A 19,717-nucleotide genomic window follows, 5' to 3' on the forward strand; every position below is an offset into this window, starting at 1 on the left:
TGGTGCCGACGGCGAGACTCGAACTCGCACAGCTTTCGCCACTACCCCCTCAAGATAGCGTGTCTACCAATTTCACCACGTCGGCCTTGTCAGGCACTGCACGACTTGCTTGAGGCATTGCTTGTCGGCAGACCTGCATTCTATACCAGTTTTCCCTCATTCGAGGGACATCCCGAAGTTTTTTGCTGGCTCGCTCGGTGAGCCAGTGCGCCCTCCCCTCCAGAGCGCAACCAGGCCTTTTCGGGCCGGCCAATCCTGCGCCTATGGCGCAGGGATCACACCTTAGAGGGTGTGCTTTTCATGCCGCTGACGCCGAGCCTTTCAGACGGCTTGCAGCCCGCACCGCGGGACCGCAAGCGGCTGATATGGCCGAGGGATCAGCGCGCCGGAGCCGCGTCCGAAGCCACGGGCGCCGGCACAGGAGCAGCGGGCACCGCCGGCTCCGCAACGCCCGGGATGGCACCGGGAATGGCACCCGGGACCTGCGCGGGCGTCGAGGCCGCCGGCGCGCTGGCCGCGGGCACCGCCCGGTCGAGCACGCTACCGCCGCCGTTGGCGGCCGGCTCGGCACCGCGGTAGTTCGACAGGTAAGCCAGCGCCAGCGTGCACACGAAGAACACGGTGGCGCACACGGCGGTGGTGCGCGACAGGAAGTTGGCACTGCCCGTGGCACCGAAGAGGCTGCCCGAAGAGCCGCTGCCGAAGGAGGCGCCCATGTCGGCGCCCTTGCCGTGCTGCACCAGCACCAGGCCGATCATGGCCACGGCCGCCAGCAGCTGCACCGCCAGGACGATGTTGAACCAGATTTGCATAGATCTCTCGTTATTCCGATGCGCGCGCTCAGCCCCCGGCGCGGCAGATGGCGGCGAAGTCCACCGCCTTCAGCGCGGCACCGCCGATGAGGCCGCCGTCGATGTCAGGCTGCGCGAACAGCTGCGCGGCGTTGTCGGGCTTGACGCTGCCGCCGTAGAGCAGCCGCATCTCGCCGGCGCGCGGCGTGGCGGCCTGCAGTTGCGCACGCAGCAATGCGTGCACTTCCTGCGCCTGCTCGGGTGTCGCGGTCTTGCCGGTACCGATGGCCCACACCGGTTCGTAAGCCACCACCATCTCGGCCACGCAGTGGCCCAAGGTGTGGATCACGGCCGAGAGCTGGCGCTTGACCACCGAGGCCGTCTCGCCGGCCTCGCGCTGCGCCAGCGTCTCGCCCACGCACACGATGGGCGTGACGCCGTGAGCCAGCGCGATACGCGCCTTGTCCGCCACGAGCTGGTCGCTCTCGGCGTGGTAGGCGCGGCGCTCGGAGTGGCCCACGATCACGTAGCGACAGCCGAACTCGCGCAGCATCGCGGCCGACACCTCGCCGGTGTAGGCGCCCTGTTCGTGCGCGGAACAGTCCTGCGCACCCCAGCGGATGTCGCTGGCAGCCAGCGTGACGGCGGTCTCGGACAGGAAGGGGAACGGCACGCACACCGCCACGTCGCAGCCGAAGGGACGCGCGGCCAGCACGCCCTCCAGCAGCTCGGCGTTGGCCTTGTGGCTGCCGTGCATCTTCCAGTTCCCCACCACCAGCTTGCGTCTAGAAGTCATGATTTTTCTATTCACCAAGTCAGAACGATCTTGCCCACGTGCGTGCTCGATTCCATGAGCGCATGGGCCTCGGCCGCCTGCGCGGCCTCGAACACCTTGTGGATCACGGGCTTCACCTGCCCGGCCTCGATCAGCGGCCACACCCTGGCGCGCAGCGCCGCGGCCAGCTGCGCCTTGTAGGCCACGCTGCGCGCGCGCAGCGTCGAGCCCGTGATCTGCAGCCGCTTGCGCAGCACCAGGCCGGCGTCGATGGCGCTCTTCGTGCCGCCCTGCACCGCGATGATCGACAGCCGCCCATCCTCCGCCAGGCACTGCAGCTCGCGGCCCACGTAGTCGCCGGCCACCATGTCCAGCACCACGTCCACGCCGCGCCCGCCGGTGAGGCGCTTGGCCTCCTCGACGAAGTCCTGCGTGCGGTAGTTGATGGCGGCATCGGCCCCCAGCGCCACGCAGGCGGCGCACTTGTCGTCGCTGCCGGCGGTGACGATGACCCGCGAGCCCAGCGCCTTGGCCAGCAGGATGGCCGTGACGCCGATCCCGCTGGAGCCGCCCTGCACCAGCAGCGTCTCGCCCGGCTGCAGCCGCGCGATCTCGAACACGTTCTGCCAGACCGTGAAGAAGGTTTCCGGCAACGCCGCAGCCTCCACGTCGGACAGCGCCGCGGGCGCGGGCAACGCCTGCGCGATGGGCGCCACGCACAGCTCGGCATAGCCGCCGCCGGCCACCAGCGCGCACACGCGGTCGCCCAGCTTCAGGCCGGCGGCCGCGAGCTCGGCCGGGTCGCCGCCCGCCACCGTGCCGGCGACCTCCAGGCCCGGCAGGTCCGAGGCGCCCGACGGCGGCGGATAGTGGCCCTTGCGCTGCACCACGTCAGGACGGTTGACGCCCGAGGCGCTCACCCGCACCAGCAGTTCGCCGGCGGCGGGCACCGGGTCGGGCCGCGTCACCAGACGCAGCACCTCGGGCCCGCCGAACTGGCCAATCTCGACGGCACGCATGGCGCTTACTCGGGCTGCTGCTCGCCCACCTGCGGCTGCACCGCCACCGGCTGCTGAGGCTGTTGCGGTTGCTCGCCGTTGCCGCCAGCGGCCTCCGGACGCGGCTCGCGCGGCTCACGCGGCTCGCGGCGCGGACGCTCGCCCCGATCGGCGTACTCGCGGCGCGGCGGACGGTCGCCGTACTCGCGGCGCGGACGGTCCTCTTCCGCCGGCATGCCTTCCGGACGCTCCAGCAGCGCCTTCATGGACAGCTTCACGCGGCCCTTGTCGTCCGTCTCCAGCACCTTGACCTTCACCACCTGGCCTTCGGTCAGGAAGTCGGTGACCTTCTCCACGCGCTGGTGCGCGATCTGGCTGATGTGCAGCAGGCCGTCCTTGCCCGGCAGCACGTTCACCAGGGCGCCGAAGTCCAGGATCTTGGTGACCGGGCCTTCGTAGACCTTGCCCACCTCGACCTCGGCCGTGATCTCCTCGATGCGCTTCTTGGCGAGCTCGGCGCGCTCGCCATCGGTGGAGGCGATGGTGATGGTGCCGTCCTCGGCGATGTCGATCTGCGTGCCCGTTTCCTCGGTCAGCGCGCGGATGGTGGCGCCGCCCTTGCCGATCACGTCGCGGATCTTCTCGGGGTTGATCTTGAGGGTGTACAGGCGCGGGGCGAACTGCGACACGTCCTCGCGCGCGCCGCCCACGGCTTCCTGCATCTTGCCCAGGATGTGCAGGCGCGCTTCCTTGGCCTGCGCCAGGGCGACCTGCATGATCTCCTTGGTGATGCCCTGGATCTTGATGTCCATCTGCAGCGCGGTGATGCCGCCGGTGGTGCCCGCCACCTTGAAGTCCATGTCGCCGAGGTGGTCCTCGTCACCCAGGATGTCGGTCAGCACCGCGAAGCGGTTGGCTTCCTTGATCAGGCCCATGGCGATGCCCGCGACGTGCGCCTTCATCGGCACGCCGGCGTCCATCAGGCTCAGGCAGCCGCCGCACACCGAGGCCATCGACGAGGAGCCGTTGCTCTCGGTGATCTCGGACACGACGCGGATGGTGTAGGGGAAGTCGTCCTTGCTCGGCAGCGCGGCCACCAGCGCGCGCTTGGCCAGGCGGCCGTGGCCGATCTCGCGGCGCTTGGGGCTGCCCACGCGGCCCGTCTCGCCGGTGGCGAACGGGGGCATGTTGTAGTGCAGCATGAAGCGCTCTTCGAACTCGCCGGCCAGCGCGTCGATGCGCTGCGCGTCGCGCTCGGTGCCCAGCGTGGCGGCTACCAGCGCCTGCGTCTCGCCGCGGGTGAACAGCGCCGAGCCGTGGGTGCGCGGCAGCACGCCGGTGCGGATCTCGATCGGGCGCACCGTGCGGGTGTCGCGGCCGTCGATGCGCGGCTCGCCGTTGAGGATCTGCGTGCGCACCAGGCGCGCCTCGATGTCGAACAGCAGGGACTCGACCTTGACCTCGTCGAAGGCCACGCCTTCGGCCGCCAGCGCGGTCTTGACGTTGGCATAGGCCTCGCGCGTGGCCTGGGTGCGCGCCTGCTTGGAGCGGATCTGGTAGGCGGCGCGCAGCGGCTCCTCGGCCAGGGCCGTGACCTTGGCGATGAAGTCCTCGTCCTTGGCCGGCGGCTGCCAGCTCCACTCGGGCTTGCCGGCCTCGCGCACCAGCTCGTTGATGGCGGCGATGGCCACCTTGCCCTGCTCGTGGCCGAAGACCACGGCGCCCAGCATCACTTCCTCGCTGAGCATGTCGGCCTCGGACTCCACCATCAGCACGGCGGCCTCGGTGCCGGCGACCACCAGGTCCATCTTGGACGTGGTCAGCTGCTCCTTGGTCGGGTTCAGCAGGTACTCGCCGTTGGCATAGCCCACGCGGGCGGCGCCGATCGGGCCGTTGAACGGAATGCCGCTGATGGCCAGCGCGGCGCTGGCACCGATCATCGCCGGGATGTCGGCCGCCACTTCCGGGTTCAGCGACAGCACGTGGATGACCACCTGCACCTCGTTGTAGAACCCTTCCGGGAACAGCGGGCGGATCGGCCGGTCGATGAGGCGGCTGGTCAGCGTCTCCAGCTCACTGGGACGCCCCTCGCGCTTGAAGAAGCTGCCCGGGATCTTGCCCGCGGCGTAGGTCTTCTCGATGTAGTCCACCGTCAGCGGGAAGAAGTCCTGGCCCGGCTTGGCGCTCTTGGCTGCCACGACGGTGGCCAGCACCACGGTGTCGTCCATGTTGACGATGACGGCGCCGCTGGACTGGCGGGCGATCTCGCCGGTCTCCAGCGTGACGGTGTGCTGTCCCCACTGGAACGTCTTGGTGACCTTGTTGAACAGGCTCATTGTTTTCTCCGGAAATTCGGCACGCTTGATCGGTGGTGCCTGGGGACCGGGAGTATCGAGGACGGGGCGGATGCCATTCCAGCGAGGCTGCAGCAAGCCGCAGCCCCCCTGGAATGACACATCAACGCCGGTTTCCTCAGCTCTCCAAAGACAAAGAGCCTGTGCTGCGGCTGCAGTACAGGCTCCTGTCATTCATGCAAAGCTTACTTGCGCAGGCCCAGCTTCTGGATCAGCGCCACGTAGCGGTCGGCGTCCTTGCTCTTCAGATAGGCCAGCAGGCGCTTGCGCTGGTTGACCATCTTGAGCAGACCGCGGCGGCCGTGGTGGTCCTTGGCGTGGGTCTTGAAGTGGGGCGTCAGCTCGTTGATGCGAGCCGTCAGCAGCGCGACCTGGACTTCGGGAGAACCGGTGTCCGCGGTGCCGCGGGCGTTGGAGGCGATGATTTCCGCCTTGTTGATGTCAGCAACTGCCATTTGGGATTTCCTGGTGCTGGAAACCACAGCACCAATCCCTGCACGGGCTTCGTCGTCTGCGGTTTCCGGTTTCACTTGCGGTCGCGGGTGAAACCGACCCGCGCCGTGCTCTTGGTGTCTTCGCGCCCTCTTCCGCACTGCATGCAATGGGGGTAAACGCGCGAAGCCCTTGATTATAGGCGAAGCGCCCTGGCCAGCCGCTGCACGCCCAGCCGCAGCCGCTCAAGGTCTTTGGAGGCGAAGCACCAGCGCAGCCAGCCCTCGCCTTCGGCGCCGAAGGCCGAGCCCGGCGCCAGCCCCAGCCCGTGCTCGGCCACCAGGCGCTTGGCGAAGGCCAACGAATCCTCCTGCCCCTCGACGCGGAAGAAGGCGTAGAGGCCGCCCGGCGGCGGCGCCACCTCGATGCCCGGCAGCGCCTGCAGCCCTTCCAGCAGCGTGTCGCGGCCGGCTTTCAGGCGCGCCACCAGCCCCGGCACGAACTCGTCGGCCATCGCCAGCGCCTGCAGCGCGCCGCGCTGCACGAACACCGGCGCGCAGGAGCTGTTGAACTCCAGCAGCTTGCCCGTGGCCGCCAGCGCCCGCCCGCCCACGTCGCTCGGCAGCACCAGCCAACCCAGGCGCCAGCCCGTCATGAGGAAGCTCTTGGAAAAGCTCTGCGTGACCACCAGCCGGTCCTCGGCCTCGGCGATGTCCACGAAGCTGGGCGCGGCGCGCCCCGCCGCGCTGCCGTCTCCCCACCACAGCCGCTCGTACACCTCGTCAGCCACGATCCAGGTGCCGGTGCGGCGGCAGTGGTCGAGGATCGCCTGCTGCTCGGCGCGCGACAGCGTCCAGCCCGTGGGGTTGTTGGGCGCGTTGACCAGCAGCGCGCGCGTGGCGGGCGTGATGGCATCCAGCAGCTCCTGCAGGTCCAGCTTCCAGGCGCCCTGCCGCGGATGCAGCGACACGCGCTTCACCCGTGCGCCCAGGATTTCCGGCTGCGCCGTGATGTTGGGCCAGACGGGCACCACGGCCACCACCTCGTCGCCCGCGGCCAGCAGCAGCTGCGCCGCCACCATCAGGGCGCTGACGCCGGCACTGGTCACGGCGATGCGCTCCGGGCCCACGGGCGCATGCAGCGCCGAGATGTAGCGCGCCAGTGCCTCGCGCACTTCGGGCAGGCCGAGGTTGTGCGCGTAGAAGGTCTCGCCGCGCGCCAGCGACGCCGCGGCGGCCTCGCGCACCTCGGCCGGCGTCACTTCGTCGCTCTCGCCGAACCAGAAGGCCAGCACGTCGGGACGCCCCAGGCCGGCGTTGGCCACCTCGCGGATCCGCGACGCCGGCAGCGCCGCCAGGGAAGAACGGATGTATTCGTGCATGGAACAGACCTCGTCCGGGCGGGCGGGCGTGGGAAAAAGGTGAATGGAGCGCGAGGCGGCACGCCCCGCGCCTGTTGACGCTCAGACCTCGGCCAGCGGCCAGCGCGGCTTCACGTCGAAGGCGTAGTCGTGCGCGGGCGCGGCACGGCCGCTCTGCAGCCGCATCGCGCCGGCCAGGGCGATCATGGCGCCGTTGTCGCTGCACAGGTGCAGCTCGGGGTAGTGCACACGCACGCCAGCGTGGCGGCACAGGCTGTTGAGCCGCGTGCGCAGCGACCGGTTGGCGCCCACGCCGCCGGCCACCACCAGCCGCTTCAGCCCCGTGGCCTTGAGCGCCTTCATGGACTTGGCGCTCAGCACATCGACGATGGCCTCCTGCGTGCTGGCCGCCAGGTCGGCCTTGGGCTGCTCGCACACCTCGGGGCCGAGCTTGCGCAGCTGTGTCATCACCGCCGTCTTCAGCCCGGCGAAGGAGAAGTCGAGGTTGCCGCTGTGCATCAGCGGCCGTGGCAGCTCGAAGGCCTCGGGGTTGCCGAACTCGGCCAGGCGCGACAGCGCCGGCCCGCCCGGGTAGCCCAGCCCCAGCAGCTTGGCCGACTTGTCGAAAGCCTCGCCCGCTGCGTCGTCGATGGTCTCGCCCAACAAGTCGTACTCGCCCACACCCTGCACGCGCATGAGCTGCGTATGGCCGCCCGAGACCAGCAGCGCCACGAAGGGGAACTCGGGCGGATCGTCGGAGAGGAAGGGCGACAGCAGGTGCCCTTCGAGGTGGTGGATGCCCAGCGTCGGCTTGCCCAGCGCCGCGGCCAGGGCGCAGGCCACGCCCGCGCCCACGAGCAGCGCGCCCGCGAGGCCGGGACCGCGCGTGTAGGCAACGACATCCACGTCCTCCAGGCCGCAGCCGGCGTCGATGAACACCTGGCGCGCCAGCGGCAGCACGCGGCGGATGTGGTCGCGCGAGGCCAGCTCCGGCACCACGCCGCCGTAGGCGCGGTGCATCTCGATCTGGCTGTGCAACGCGTGCGCGCGCAACCGGGGTACGCCGCCCTCGGGCGGCAGTTGCACCAGCGCCACGCCCGTCTCGTCGCAGGAGGATTCAATTCCCAGCACATTCATGGTGCGGCAGTGTAGCCAGCGGGGCATTGGTGCACTTTCATGGCGTGAAGCTTGCAGGCCGGGGCGGCATGAAATCTCCGCAGGCCCTGCGCATCGTCATCGTCGCGCCTGACTCGCTGCACCCCGACCCGTCCGACACCGCGGCGATGGTCGAGGTCGAGCGCTCGCGCAGCCTGCGCATCGGGCTGCTGCAGCACGGCTACAACATCGTCGCGGTGCTGCCCATCGACCCTTTCCTGCCCGAGCGGCTGGCACAGATCCAGCCCGACATGATCATCGTGGACGCCGAGAGCCAGGCGCGCGACACGCTGGAGCATGTCGTGATGGCCACGCGCGACGCGCGCCGGCCGATCGTGCTGTTCACCGACGACGAGGACACCTCGCATGTGGGCGACGCCATCGCCGCCGGCGTGACGGCCTATGTGGTGGCGGGCCTGGCCCCTGAGCGCATCAAGTCGGTGCTGGACGTTGCCATGGCACGCTTCCGCCACGAGGAAGAACTGCGCCGCGAGCTCGCCGACGCCCGCAAGCAGCTCGACGAGCGCAAGGTCATCGAACGCGCCAAGGGCATGCTGATGAAGCGCCAAGGCATCGACGAGGCGCAGGCCTACGCCCGGCTGCGCAAGACCGCCATGGACAAGGGCCTGAAGGTGGCCGAGGTGGCGCAGCGCATCGTCGACGTGGCCGACCTGCTCGGCTGAGCCGCCCGCGCGCCGCAAGGCTGGGCACCAAAGCAGCGCAGCCCGCAGGGCCTTGAAGCCCGCCTTGGTGCAAACGGAACGCCAAAAGGCGGCATTCCCCGGGTCAACCACCTGGCACAGGGATTGCAAGCTACACGGCGAGAGGTCAAAGGCGATCTCCCAAGGAATTTGATTGGCATCCGGCCAAGGTCGGTCGGAAGCGCCAACAGGACGACGGCGTCCCCATGCCCCGAGGCTGCACCTGCAGCGCGGGTCACAGGGACGCCGCTTTTTTTGCCCATCACAAAACCACCTGCCATCTATAGGGACACCCGATGAACAAGGACGCGATCAACATGGGACGCCGCTCGATCGTCAAGGCCGCCGCCGCGACGGCCGCCACCGCCGCCACCACCGGCCTGATCCCGGGACTGCAGGCCGCGGTCTATGCCGCCGGCTCCGACAAGCCGGAGAAGGAAGAAGTGCGCATCGGCTTCATCCCGCTGACCGACTGCGCCTCGGTGGTGATGGCCTCGGTGCTGGGCTTCGACAAGAAGTACGGCGTCAAGATCGTGCCGACCAAGGAAGCCTCCTGGGCCGGCGTGCGCGACAAGCTCGTCAATGGTGAGCTGGACATGGCGCACGTGCTCTACGGCCTGATCTACGGCGTGCACCTGGGCTTGGGTGGCCCCAAGAAGGACATGGCCGTGCTCATGGCGCTCAACAACAACGGCCAAGCCATCACCCTGTCCAAGGCGCTGGCCGACAAGGGTGCGGTGGATGGTCCTTCACTGGCCAAGCTGATGGCCAAGGAGAAGCGCGAGTACACCTTCGCGGGCACCTTCCCGACCGGTACGCACGCGATGTGGATGCACTACTGGCTGGCCGCGGCCGGGATCAATCCGCTGTCCGGCGCCAAGCTCATCACGGTGCCGCCGCCGCAGATGGTGGCCAACATGCGCGTGGGCAACATGGACGGCTTCTGCGTGGGCGAACCCTGGAACCACCGAGCCATCATGGACGGCATCGGCATCACCGCCAACACCACGCAGGACATCTGGAAGGACCACCCCGAGAAGGTCCTGGGCACCACGGCCGACTTCGTCAAGAAGTACCCCAACACCGCGCGCGCCGTGATGATGGCCGTGCTCGAAGCCGGCCGCTGGATCGACGCCAGCCTGCAGAACAAGATGAAGATGGCCGAGACGGTGGCCGACAAGTCCTACGTCAACACCAGCGTGGACGCCATCAACCAGCGCATCCTGGGCCGCTACCAGAACGGCCTGGGCAAGACCTGGGACGACCCCAACCACATGAAGTTCTTCAACGACGGCGCGGTGAACTTCCCCTACCTGTCGGACGGCATGTGGTTCCTCACGCAGCACAAGCGCTGGGGCCTGCTCAAGGCGCACCCGGACTACCTGGCCGTCGCCAAGCAGATCAACCAGATCGACCTCTACCGCGAGGCCGCCTCGGCCATGAAGATCAGCGTGCCCAAGGACGTGATGCGCACCAGCAAGCTCATCGACGGCGTGGTGTGGGACGGCAAGGACCCCGCCAAGTACGCGGAAGGCTTCCGGATCAAGGCCGGCGTCGCCGCCTGACGGCACCGCACCAGCACCCTTCAGGAGAAGACCATGGTCAGTGCCGTCTTTCACTCGCCCGCCGAAGCCGCCGCGGAGGCTTGCGCCAAGCCCGCCACCGCGGCCAAGCCCTCGCACGCGCCGGCCGCCAAGGCCATCGCGCCGCGCCGCCCGCTCATCGACCACCGCACCCTGGCCGGCGCCGTGCTGCCACCGGTGGGTGGCATCGCGCTGCTGGTGGGCCTTTGGGCCCTGCTCACGATGAACAGCACCACCTTCCCGACACCGGCGGCGACCTGGGAAGCCGCCGTGCAACTGTTCGCGGACCCCTTCTACCGCAACGGTCCCAACGACCAGGGCATCGGCTGGAACATCCTCAACTCGCTGCAGCGCGTGGCCGTGGGTTTCGGCCTGGCGGCGCTGGTAGGCATCCCGCTGGGCTTCCTGATCGGCCGCTTCGCCGTGCTCAACCGCATGGTCTCGCCGCTGGTGAGCCTGCTGCGCCCGGTGTCGCCGCTGGCGTGGCTGCCCATCGGGCTGCTCGTGTTCAAGTCCGCCAACCCGGCCGCGATCTGGACCATCTTCATCTGCTCGATCTGGCCGATGGTGATCAACACCGCCGTGGGCGTGCAGCGCGTGCCGCAGGACTACCTCAACGTGGCGCGCGTGCTCAACCTCAGCGAGCTAACGCTGGCGCGCAAGATCCTCTTCCCCGCTGTGCTGCCCTACATGCTCACCGGCGTACGCCTGTCGGTCGGCACCGCCTGGCTGGTGATCGTGGCCGCGGAGATGCTCACCGGCGGCGTCGGCATCGGCTTCTGGGTCTGGGACGAGTGGAACAACCTCAACGTGCAGCACATCATCATCGCCATCGTCGTCATCGGCGTGGTTGGCCTGCTGCTGGAGCAGGCGCTGGTGGCCCTGGCCAAGCGCTTCTCCTTCGATGACTGACCGAACCACACGAGCCTGAGGACCTACCATGCAGAACTTCATCAGCATCGAAGGCGCCGAGATGGTGTTCGACACCAAGAAGGGCCGCTTCCACGCACTGCAACGCATCGACCTGCGCATCGCCCAGGGCGAGTTCGTGTCGCTCATCGGCCACTCCGGCTGCGGCAAGAGCACGCTGCTCAACCTCATCGCCGGCCTGACTCGGCCCACCCAGGGCGTGCTGCTGTGCGAGAACCGCGAGATCACCGGCCCCGGCCCGGAGCGTGCGGTCGTGTTCCAGAACCATTCGCTGCTGCCCTGGCTGAGCTGCTACGACAACGTGTACCTGGGCGTGGAACGCGTCTTCGGCGCCAAGGAAGGCAAGGCCCAACTCAAGGCGCGCACGCTGGCGGCGCTGGAGCTGGTGGGCATGAGCCACGCAATCAACAAGCGCCCCAACGAGGTCTCCGGCGGCATGAAGCAGCGCGTGGGCATCGCCCGCGCCCTGGCGATGGAGCCCAAGGTGCTGCTGATGGACGAGCCCTTCGGCGCCCTGGACGCGCTCACCCGCGCCAAGCTGCAGGACGAGCTGCTGCGCATCGTCGCGCGCACCCGGAGCACCGTGGTGATGGTCACGCACGACGTGGACGAGGCCGTGCTGCTGTCCGACCGCATCGTGATGATGACCAACGGCCCGGCCGCCACCATCGGCGAGATCGCCACCGTGGACCTGGAGCGCCCGCGCGACCGCGTGGCGCTGGCCGAGGACCTGCGCTACATCCGGCTGCGCAAGCAGGTGCTGGACTTCCTCTACACCCGCCACGGCGAGAAGCGCGCCGCCTGACGCGTGCCGCAGCAGGGCGGCGGGGCCCGGCTTCGGAACGCCGCCCTTTACTTGGCGCCTGCGTGCCGCAGCACGCGGGCGTTTTTTTCGTGGCAGGCCAAAGTGCCGGACCCAAGCAAAAGGGGCCGCAAGGCCCCTTTTGCTTTTCACTGGTGCGCTTCGTTCAGTGCTTCTCGCGTGCGTGGTTGATCGAGTACTTCGGGATCTCAATCGTCACGTCCTGGTCCGAGATGATGGCCTGGCACGACAGGCGCGAAGTGGGCTCCAGGCCCCAGGCGCGGTCGAGCAGATCTTCCTCGGCCTCGTCCATCTCGCCCAGGGATTTGAAACCCTCGCGCACCACCACGTGGCAGGTGGTGCAAGCGCAGCTCAGCTCGCAGGCGTGCTCGATTTCAATGTGGTTGTCCAGCAGCGCCTCGCAGATCGAGGTGCCGCGCTTGGCCTCGATGGTGGCGCCTTCCGGACAGAACTCGGCGTGGGGCAGGATGCGGATGACGGGCATGGGCGACTTTCGGTTCAGACTTCTTCGATGGTGCGGCCGGTGAGCGCGGACTGGATGCCGCGGTTCATGCGCGCGGCGGCAAAGGCCTCGGTGCCCTTGGCCAGGCGCTCGACGGCGGCGTTGATGGCGGCGTGGTCCTGGCCCTGGGCCACCTCGGCCAGCTCGCGCATGAGGGCGTCGATGGCGGCGCGCTCCTGTTCGTTGAGCAGGTCCGCGTCGGCGGCCAGCGCCGATTGCGTGGCCAGCAGCATGCGCTCGGCCTCCACCAGCGCCTCGCGCAGCGCGCGCGCGCTCATGTCGGCGTCGGCCTGCTGGAAGCCCTCCTGCAGCATGCGCGCGATGTCCTCGTCGGCCAGCCCGTAGCTGGGCTTCACCTGCACCGCGGCCTCCACGCCCGTGCTCTGCTCGCGGGCGGAGACGTGCAGCAGGCCGTCGGCATCGACCTCGAAGGTGACGCGGATGCGCGCCGCGCCCGCCACCATCGGCGGGATGCCGCGCAGCTCGAAGCGTGCCAGCGAACGGCAGTCGCTCACCAGCTCGCGCTCGCCCTGCACCACGTGGATGGCCATGGCGGTCTGGCCGTCCTTGAAGGTGGTGAACTCCTGGGCCTTGGCCACGGGGATGGTGGTGTTGCGCTCGATGATGCGCTCCACCAGCCCGCCCATGGTCTCGATGCCCAGCGACAGCGGAATCACGTCCAGCAGCAGGATGTCCTCCGCGCCGGCGTGGCCCGCGAGCTGGTTGGCCTGCACCGCCGCGCCCAGCGCGACCACCTCGTCGGGGTTGAGGTTCACCAGCGGGTCGCGGCCGAAGTACGCGCCCACGGCGCGGCGCACGGCCGGTACACGGGTGGAGCCGCCCACCATCACCACGCCCTGCACTTCGTCGCGCGACACCTTGGCGTCGCGCAGCACACGGCGCACGCTGGCCAGCGTGCGGTCCACCAGCGGCTTGGACACTTCCTCGAACTGCGCCCGCGTCACCGGCACTTCCAGCACACCGTCGCCCAGCTCGCAGCGCAGCACCGTCTGCTCCTCGCTGCTGAGCGCTTCCTTGGCCGCACGCGCGCTCACCAGCAGCGCGCGCTTGTCGTGCGCGCTGAACTCGGCGCCCACGGCCTCGCGGCCACTCTGCGCCAGGGCCCAGTCGGCCAGCAGGGCGTCGAAGTCGTCGCCGCCCAGCGCGGCATCCCCACCGGTGGCGACCACCTCGAACACGCCCTTGGTCAGGCGCAGCAGCGAGATGTCGAAGGTGCCGCCGCCCAGGTCGTAGACGGCGTAGAGGCCCTCGCTGCCGTTGTCCAGCCCGTAGGCCACGGCAGCCGCGGTGGGCTCGTTGATCAGGCGCAGCACGTTGATGCCGGCGAGCTTGGCGGCGTCCTTGGTCGCCTGGCGCTGCGCGTCGTCGAAATACGCCGGCACCGTGATGACGGCGCCGAACAGGTCGTCGTTGAAGGTGTCCTCGGCGCGGTGGCGCAGCGTGGCCAGGATCTCGGCGGACACTTCCACCGGCGATTTCACGCCTTCGCGCGTGTGCACCGCCACCATGCCGGGCTGGTCCACGAAGCGGTAGGGCAGCTTGGCGTGGCCGGCCAGGTCCGCCAGCTTGCGGCCCATGAAGCGCTTGACGGAGACGACGGTGTTCTCCGGATCATCGGCCTGCACGGCCAGCGCGTCGTGGCCGATCTGGCGCCGGCCGCCGTCGAGATAGCGCACGGCCGAGGGCAGGATGACGCGGCCCTGTTCGTCAGGCAGGCACTCGGCCACGCCGTGTCGCACCGCGGCGACCAGGGAGTGCGTGGTGCCCAGGTCGATGCCGACGGCGATGCGCCGCTGGTGCGGGTCCGGTGTCTGGCCGGGTTCGGAGATCTGCAGCAGTGCCATGTCTCGTTGTTCTGTATGCGCGAGGGAGGGCCGTTATTGTCCCAGCGCGTCCAATCGGGCCTCGATGTCCTCGCGAAAGCGCGCGACGAACATGAGGGCTCTGACGCGCTGCGCCGCCGTGGCGGCGTCGTGGCGCTCGTCCAGCAGCTGCCTTACCTCCTCCAGCAGCGCCTTCTCGGAGACCCGTACTTCCTCGTCCAGCGCCTCCACCGCGGCGGCATCTTCGGCCTCCTCCAGCGCTTCGCGCCATTCCATCTGCTGCATCAGGAAGGCACCGGGCATGGCGGTGTTGTTGTGCGCGTCGATGGGCGCACCGCGCAGCTCGCACAGGTAGGCGGCGCGCGTGAGCGGGTCGCGCAGGCGGCGGTAGGCCTCGTTGACACGCACCGACCACTGCATGGCCAGGCGCTGCGCGGTGTGGCCGTCGGCGGCGAAGCGGTCCGGGTGCACGCGCGCCTGCAGCTGGCGCCAGCAGGCGTCGAGCGCGGCGCGGTCGATGGAAAACTTCGGCGCGAGGCCGAACAGCGTGAAATCGTCGTCGGTAAGGTTCATGAACGCGGGCCGGGCCGGCGAATCGAGCGGCGCGGCGGGCGCGCATTGTGGGCCACGCAACGACAGTGCCGCCCGAAGGCGGCACCGGCACGGGCGTGGCGCGGGCTCAAACGCGGAAGGATTCGCCGCAACCGCAGCGGTCCTTCTCGCGCGGGTTGTGGAACTTGAAGCCCTCGTTGAGCCCTTCGCGCACGAAGTCCAGCTCGGTCCCGTCCAGGTACGGCAGGCTCTTGGGATCGATCAGGATCTTGACGCCATGTCCTTCGAAGACATGGTCCTCGGGCGCCACCTCGTCGGCGTACTCCAGCTTGTAGGCCATGCCCGAGCAGCCGGTGGTCTTGACGCCCAGCCGCACCCCCACGCCCTTGCCACGTCGCGCGAGGTAGCGCGTGACGTGGCGGGCCGCTGCTTCGGTCAACGTGACTGCCATGGCCTTACTGCGCCGCCGTCGAACCGTGCTTGGCCTTGTAGTCGTCCACCGCGGCCTTGATGGCGTCCTCGGCCAGGATCGAGCAGTGGATCTTCACCGGCGGCAGCGCCAGTTCCTCGGCGATGTGCGTGTTCTTGATCGACAGCGCCTCGTCCAGCGACTTGCCCTTGACCCACTCCGTCACCAGCGAGCTCGACGCGATGGCCGAGCCGCAGCCGTAGGTCTTGAACTTGGCGTCCTCGATCAGGCCCGTGGCCGGGTTGACCTTGATCTGCAGCTTCATCACGTCGCCGCAGGCCGGCGCACCCACCATGCCGGTGCCCACCGTCTCGTCACCCTTGGCGAAGGAGCCCACATTGCGTGGGTTCTCGTAGTGGTCCACCACCTTGTCGCTGTATGCCATGACCGTTCTCCGAAAAACTAGTGAATCAAGTGCGTGTGCGGGTCAGTGCGCGGCCCACTGGATCGTGCTGATGTCGATGCCGTCCTGGTACATCTCCCACAGCGGCGAAAGCTCGCGCAGCTTGGCCACGCGGTCCTTGAGCGTGGTGATCGCGTAGTCGATCTCTTCCTCGGTCGTGAAGCGGCCGATCGTCATGCGCAGGCTGGAGTGCGCCAACTCGTCGCTGCGGCCCAGCGCACGCAGCACGTAGCTGGGCTCCAGACTGGCCGAGGTACAGGCCGAGCCCGAACTCACCGCGATGCCCTTGATGCCCATGATCAGCGACTCGCCCTCGACGAAGTTGAAGCTGATGTTCAGGTTGTGCGGCACCCGCTTCTCCAGGTCGCCGTTGACGAAGGTCTGCTCAATGTCCGACAGCCCCTTGAGCAGCCGCTGCTGCAGCGCGCGGATGCGCTCGCGCTCGGCCGGCCCCTCTTCCTTGGCGATGCGGAAGGCCTCGCCCATGCCCACGATCTGGTGCGTGGGCAGCGTGCCGGAGCGCATGCCGCGCTCATGGCCGCCGCCGTGCATCTGCGCTTCCAGGCGCACGCGCGGCTTGCGGCGCACGTACAGCGCGCCGATGCCCTTGGGCCCGTAGGTCTTGTGCGAGGCCAGGCTCATCAGGTCCACCGGCAGCGTCTGCAGGTCGATGTCCACCTTGCCCGTGGCCTGCGCCGCATCGACGTGGAAGATGATCCCGCGCTCGCGGCAGATCGTGCCGATGGCCGGGATGTCCTGGATCACGCCGATCTCGTTGTTCACCAGCATCACTGACACCAGGATGGTGTCCGGACGCAGCGCGGCCTTGAACTTTTCCAGGTCCAGCAGCCCGTCCTCCTGGACGTCCAGGTAGGTGGCCTCGAAGCCCTGGCGCTCCAGCTCGCGCACCGTGTCCAGCACCGCCTTGTGCTCGGTCTTGACGGTGATGATGTGCTTGCCGCGCGTCTTGTAGAAATGCGCCGCGCCCTTGAGCGCGAGGTTGTTGGACTCGGTGGCGCCGGAGGTCCAGACGATCTCGCGCGGGTCGGCGTTGATCAGCGCGGCGACCTGCGCGCGCGCCTTCTCCACCGCCTCTTCCGCCTCCCAGCCCCAGGCATGGCTGCGCGAGGCGGGGTTGCCGAAGTGCTCACGCAGCCACGGCACCATCGCATCGACCACGCGCGGGTCCACCGGCGTGGTGGCGCCATAGTCCATGTAGATCGGGAAGTGCGGCGTCATGTCCATGGGAAAGAGCTTTTGTCCAGCATTGGGCGGGCGGCACGCCACCCGCGGGTGTTTCAGGGAAGGCGGAGCGCCCGTGCGCCCCGCGCGCTCACTTGGTGAAAGCGTTGCCCAGCGCGAAGACCGAGTTGGGCGCCGTGACCTTGATCGGCTTGACCACCGGGGTGCTGGAGATGGCGCGCTTGACGGGCGCCTCCTCCACCGACACGCCCTTGGCGATCTGGTCGTCCACGAGCTTCTGCAGCGAGATGGAATCGAGGTACTCGATCATCTTGTTGTTGAGGTTGGTCCAGAGCTCGTGCGTCATGCACTTGCCCGAGTCCTCGCCCATGCAGTTTTCCTTGCCGCCGCAGCCCGTGGCGTCCAGCGCCTCGTCCACGGCAACGATGATGTCGGCCACGGTGATGTCTTCGGCCTTGCGGCCCAGCGAGTAGCCGCCGCCCGGGCCACGGGTGCTCTCCACGAGCTCGTGGCGGCGCAGCTTGCCGAACAGCTGCTCCAGATACGACAGCGAGATCTGCTGGCGCTGGCTGATCGCCGCCAAGGCGACCGGGCCTGAATGCGAGCGCAGCGCCAGATCGATCATCGCGGTGACGGCAAAACGGCCCTTGGTGGTAAGACGCATCGAAGTACTCCTGCGCCGCTGCGGCGGCAATCGCTGACCCTGTCCTCCCGCGGATCACACGGGTCGGCCGTCATGCGACCTGTTACCCCCCTTCGGGGGCTTCCCACCCGGCTTATTCCGAGTGTTTTGGTCGATTATACATGAAGCCACCCTTTGGACTCGGGGGAACTACGCAGAAGTTCCCTGGATGCCATCGGGGTTTACACCCTGGAACCATACCGCGCCTGCACAAAGCTTGCTTTGGCGCAACCCCGGGTTGCGTGATGGGCGGTCCCCTCGCCTCTCGGTGGGATTGCCGGGCATGGACCGCCGTGCTGGGGCCGGCGATGACGGCGGCGCCGAGCCAAGCCGGGGCCGGGACCAGCGCGGGGCCGGCCCCGCGCCTCAGCCGCGGCCGTTGATGGGCACCACGTTGCTGTCGTGCACCGCCGCGCCGAAGGCCTGCTCGCGCAGCAGCGCGAGCTGGTCGCGCAGCCGTGCCGCCTGTTCGAACTCCAGGTTGCGCGCGTGCTCCAGCATCTGCTTTTCCAGCAGCTTGATGCGCTTGCCCAGGTCCTTCTCGCTCATGGTCTCCACCGCGGCGGCGGCCTGTGCGTTCTTGAGGTCGTCCTTGGCGGTCTTGTCCGAGACCACCCCGTCGATCATTTCGCGCACCTGCTTGCGCACCGTGCGCGGCGTGATGCCGCGCTCGGCGTTGTAGGCCTCCTGCTTGGCGCGCCGGCGCAGGGTTTCGTCGATGGCGCGGCGCATGGAGTCGGTGATCCTGTCGGCGTAGAGGATGGCCTTGCCCGAGGCGTTGCGCGCCGCGCGGCCGATGGTCTGGATCAGGCTGCGCTCAGCGCGAAGGAAGCCCTCCTTGTCCGCATCCAGGATCGCCACCAGCGACACCTCCGGGATGTCCAGGCCCTCGCGCAGCAGGTTGATGCCCACCAGCACGTCGAACAGGCCCAGCCGCAGGTCACGGATGATCTCCACCCGCTCCACCGTGTCCACGTCGGAGTGCAGGTAGCGCACCTTCACGCCGTTGTCGGTGAGGTAGTCGGTGAGCTGCTCGGCCATGCGCTTGGTCAGCGTGGTGATGAGCACGCGCTCGTCGCGCTCCACGCGCTCGCGGATCTCCTGCAGCACGTCGTCCACCTGGTGCAGCGCCGGGCGCACCTCGATCTCCGGATCGACCAGTCCGGTGGGGCGCACCACCTGCTCCACCACCTGCCCGGCGTGGCGCTGCTCGTAGTCCGCCGGCGTCGCGGAGACGAAGACGCACTGGCGCATCTTGGTCTCGAACTCCTCGAACTTCAGCGGCCGGTTGTCCAGCGCCGAGGGCAGCCGGAAGCCGTACTCCACCAGCGTGGTCTTGCGGGCGCGGTCGCCGTTGTACATGCCGCCGAACTGGCCGATGAGCACGTGCGACTCGTCAAAGAACATCAGCGCGTCGCGCGGCAGGTAGTCCACCAGCGTGGGCGGCGGCGAGCCCGGCTCGGCGCCGGAGAGGTGGCGGGTGTAGTTCTCGATGCCCTTGCAGTGCCCCACCTCCTGCAGCATCTCCAGGTCGAAGCGGGTGCGCTGCTCCAGGCGCTGCGCCTCCACCAGCTTGCCCATGGCGACGAACTCGTCCACGCGCTGGCGCAGCTCGGCTTTGATGCCCTCGATGGCCGCGAGCACGCGCTCGCGCGGCGTCACGTAGTGGCTGCTGGGGTAGACCGTGAAGCGCGGGATCTTCTGCCGGATGCGCCCGGTGAGCGGGTCGAAGAGCTGCAGCGACTCCACCTCGTCGTCGAAGAGCTCGATGCGGATGGCCAGCTCCGAGTGTTCAGCCGGGAACACGTCGATGGTGTCGCCGCGCACGCGAAAAGCGCCGCGCGAGAACTCCATGTCGTTGCGCGAATACTGCATGCGTACCAGCTGCGCGATCACGTCGCGCTGGCCCATCTTGTCGCCCACGCGCAGCGTCATCACCATCTGGTGGTAGTCGGCCGGGTTGCCGATGCCGTAGATGGCCGAGACCGAGGCCACGATCACCACGTCGCGCCGCTCCAGCAGGCTCTTGGTGGCCGACAGCCGCATCTGCTCGATGTGCTCGTTGATCGCGCTGTCCTTCTCGATGAACAGGTCGCGCTGCGGCACGTAGGCCTCGGGCTGGTAGTAGTCGTAGTAGCTGACGAAGTACTCGACGGCGTT

Annotated in this window: 19 protein-coding genes and 1 tRNA gene; 4 read left to right on the forward strand and 16 right to left on the reverse strand. The window is 68.6% G+C overall.

The window, feature by feature from the left end; translation table 11 throughout:
* The 8 genes from Q0741_RS00990 to tsaD all read right to left on the reverse strand — a co-directional run bounded on the left by Q0741_RS00990 (position 1) and on the right by tsaD (position 7,847).
* Positions 1 to 85 (reverse strand) — tRNA-Leu (locus Q0741_RS00990).
* 292 nt (positions 86 to 377) lie between these two features.
* A complete protein-coding gene (gene secG, locus Q0741_RS00995; RefSeq protein ID WP_298231339.1) occupies positions 378 to 812 on the reverse strand; it encodes a preprotein translocase subunit SecG in 435 nt (144 codons plus the stop codon).
* A gap of 28 nt (positions 813 to 840) precedes the next feature.
* On the reverse strand, positions 841 to 1,587 hold the full coding sequence (gene tpiA, locus Q0741_RS01000; RefSeq protein ID WP_298231340.1) for a triose-phosphate isomerase: 747 nt from the start codon (positions 1,585 to 1,587) through the stop codon (positions 841 to 843).
* 11 nt (positions 1,588 to 1,598) lie between these two features.
* A complete protein-coding gene (locus Q0741_RS01005; RefSeq protein WP_298231341.1) occupies positions 1,599 to 2,585 on the reverse strand; it encodes an NAD(P)H-quinone oxidoreductase in 987 nt (328 codons plus the stop codon).
* Positions 2,586 to 2,590: 5 nt separating this feature from the next.
* Complete coding sequence (gene pnp / locus Q0741_RS01010; protein ID WP_298231342.1) at positions 2,591 to 4,900, reverse strand: polyribonucleotide nucleotidyltransferase; 2,310 nt, start codon at positions 4,898 to 4,900, stop codon at positions 2,591 to 2,593.
* Positions 4,901 to 5,103: 203 nt separating this feature from the next.
* The gene (gene rpsO / locus Q0741_RS01015; protein ID WP_298231343.1) at positions 5,104 to 5,373 is read right to left on the reverse strand and encodes a 30S ribosomal protein S15; all 270 of its coding nucleotides are present in this window, start codon (positions 5,371 to 5,373) and stop codon (positions 5,104 to 5,106) included.
* 173 nt (positions 5,374 to 5,546) lie between these two features.
* Positions 5,547 to 6,719, reverse strand: a complete 1,173-nt coding sequence (locus Q0741_RS01020; protein WP_298231354.1) for a pyridoxal phosphate-dependent aminotransferase — start codon at positions 6,717 to 6,719, stop codon at positions 5,547 to 5,549.
* A 93-nt stretch (positions 6,720 to 6,812) separates the two neighbouring features.
* Positions 6,813 to 7,847, reverse strand: coding sequence for a tRNA (adenosine(37)-N6)-threonylcarbamoyltransferase complex transferase subunit TsaD (gene tsaD / locus Q0741_RS01025; RefSeq protein ID WP_298231344.1), 1,035 nt, complete (start codon positions 7,845 to 7,847; stop codon positions 6,813 to 6,815).
* Between the two features lie 68 nt (positions 7,848 to 7,915).
* Between tsaD and Q0741_RS01030 the strand changes: the two genes are divergently transcribed.
* From Q0741_RS01030 to Q0741_RS01045, 4 genes are all read left to right on the forward strand, one after another.
* Positions 7,916 to 8,548 (forward strand): ANTAR domain-containing response regulator, encoded by a 633-nt coding sequence (locus tag Q0741_RS01030; protein ID WP_298231345.1) that lies wholly within the window; start codon positions 7,916 to 7,918, stop codon positions 8,546 to 8,548.
* A gap of 335 nt (positions 8,549 to 8,883) precedes the next feature.
* Positions 8,884 to 10,131, forward strand: coding sequence for a CmpA/NrtA family ABC transporter substrate-binding protein (locus Q0741_RS01035; protein WP_298231355.1), 1,248 nt, complete (start codon positions 8,884 to 8,886; stop codon positions 10,129 to 10,131).
* A 33-nt stretch (positions 10,132 to 10,164) separates the two neighbouring features.
* Positions 10,165 to 11,061 carry a nitrate ABC transporter permease gene (gene ntrB, locus Q0741_RS01040; protein ID WP_298231346.1) on the forward strand — a complete coding sequence of 299 codons (897 nt, stop codon included), beginning with the start codon at positions 10,165 to 10,167 and terminating at the stop codon, positions 11,059 to 11,061.
* Between the two features lie 28 nt (positions 11,062 to 11,089).
* A complete protein-coding gene (locus Q0741_RS01045) occupies positions 11,090 to 11,884 on the forward strand; it encodes an ABC transporter ATP-binding protein (RefSeq protein WP_298231347.1) in 795 nt (264 codons plus the stop codon).
* A gap of 163 nt (positions 11,885 to 12,047) precedes the next feature.
* Here Q0741_RS01045 and fdx read toward each other — a convergent pair whose 3' ends face one another.
* The 8 genes from fdx to uvrB form a co-directional block, all read right to left on the reverse strand.
* Positions 12,048 to 12,386, reverse strand: coding sequence for an ISC system 2Fe-2S type ferredoxin (gene fdx, locus Q0741_RS01050; RefSeq protein WP_298231348.1), 339 nt, complete (start codon positions 12,384 to 12,386; stop codon positions 12,048 to 12,050).
* A gap of 14 nt (positions 12,387 to 12,400) precedes the next feature.
* The gene (gene hscA, locus Q0741_RS01055) at positions 12,401 to 14,269 is read right to left on the reverse strand and encodes a Fe-S protein assembly chaperone HscA (protein ID WP_298231349.1); all 1,869 of its coding nucleotides are present in this window, start codon (positions 14,267 to 14,269) and stop codon (positions 12,401 to 12,403) included.
* 33 nt (positions 14,270 to 14,302) lie between these two features.
* Positions 14,303 to 14,821: a Fe-S protein assembly co-chaperone HscB gene (hscB, locus tag Q0741_RS01060; protein ID WP_298231350.1), complete on the reverse strand. Its 519-nt coding sequence runs from the start codon at positions 14,819 to 14,821 to the stop codon at positions 14,303 to 14,305.
* Positions 14,822 to 14,927: 106 nt separating this feature from the next.
* The gene (gene iscA, locus Q0741_RS01065) at positions 14,928 to 15,251 is read right to left on the reverse strand and encodes an iron-sulfur cluster assembly protein IscA (protein ID WP_066333378.1); all 324 of its coding nucleotides are present in this window, start codon (positions 15,249 to 15,251) and stop codon (positions 14,928 to 14,930) included.
* Between the two features lie 4 nt (positions 15,252 to 15,255).
* Positions 15,256 to 15,654, reverse strand: coding sequence for a Fe-S cluster assembly scaffold IscU (gene iscU, locus Q0741_RS01070; protein ID WP_298231351.1), 399 nt, complete (start codon positions 15,652 to 15,654; stop codon positions 15,256 to 15,258).
* A 42-nt stretch (positions 15,655 to 15,696) separates the two neighbouring features.
* Positions 15,697 to 16,917, reverse strand: coding sequence for an IscS subfamily cysteine desulfurase (locus tag Q0741_RS01075; protein ID WP_298231352.1), 1,221 nt, complete (start codon positions 16,915 to 16,917; stop codon positions 15,697 to 15,699).
* 88 nt (positions 16,918 to 17,005) lie between these two features.
* Complete coding sequence (iscR, locus tag Q0741_RS01080) at positions 17,006 to 17,539, reverse strand: Fe-S cluster assembly transcriptional regulator IscR (protein ID WP_028997537.1); 534 nt, start codon at positions 17,537 to 17,539, stop codon at positions 17,006 to 17,008.
* A 384-nt stretch (positions 17,540 to 17,923) separates the two neighbouring features.
* A partial coding sequence (gene uvrB, locus Q0741_RS01085; RefSeq protein WP_298231353.1) for an excinuclease ABC subunit UvrB occupies positions 17,924 to 19,717 on the reverse strand: 1,794 nt, incomplete at its 5' end.

Source organism: uncultured Azohydromonas sp. (assembly GCF_937926365.1).
Classification (GTDB): domain Bacteria; phylum Pseudomonadota; class Gammaproteobacteria; order Burkholderiales; family Burkholderiaceae_C; genus Azohydromonas.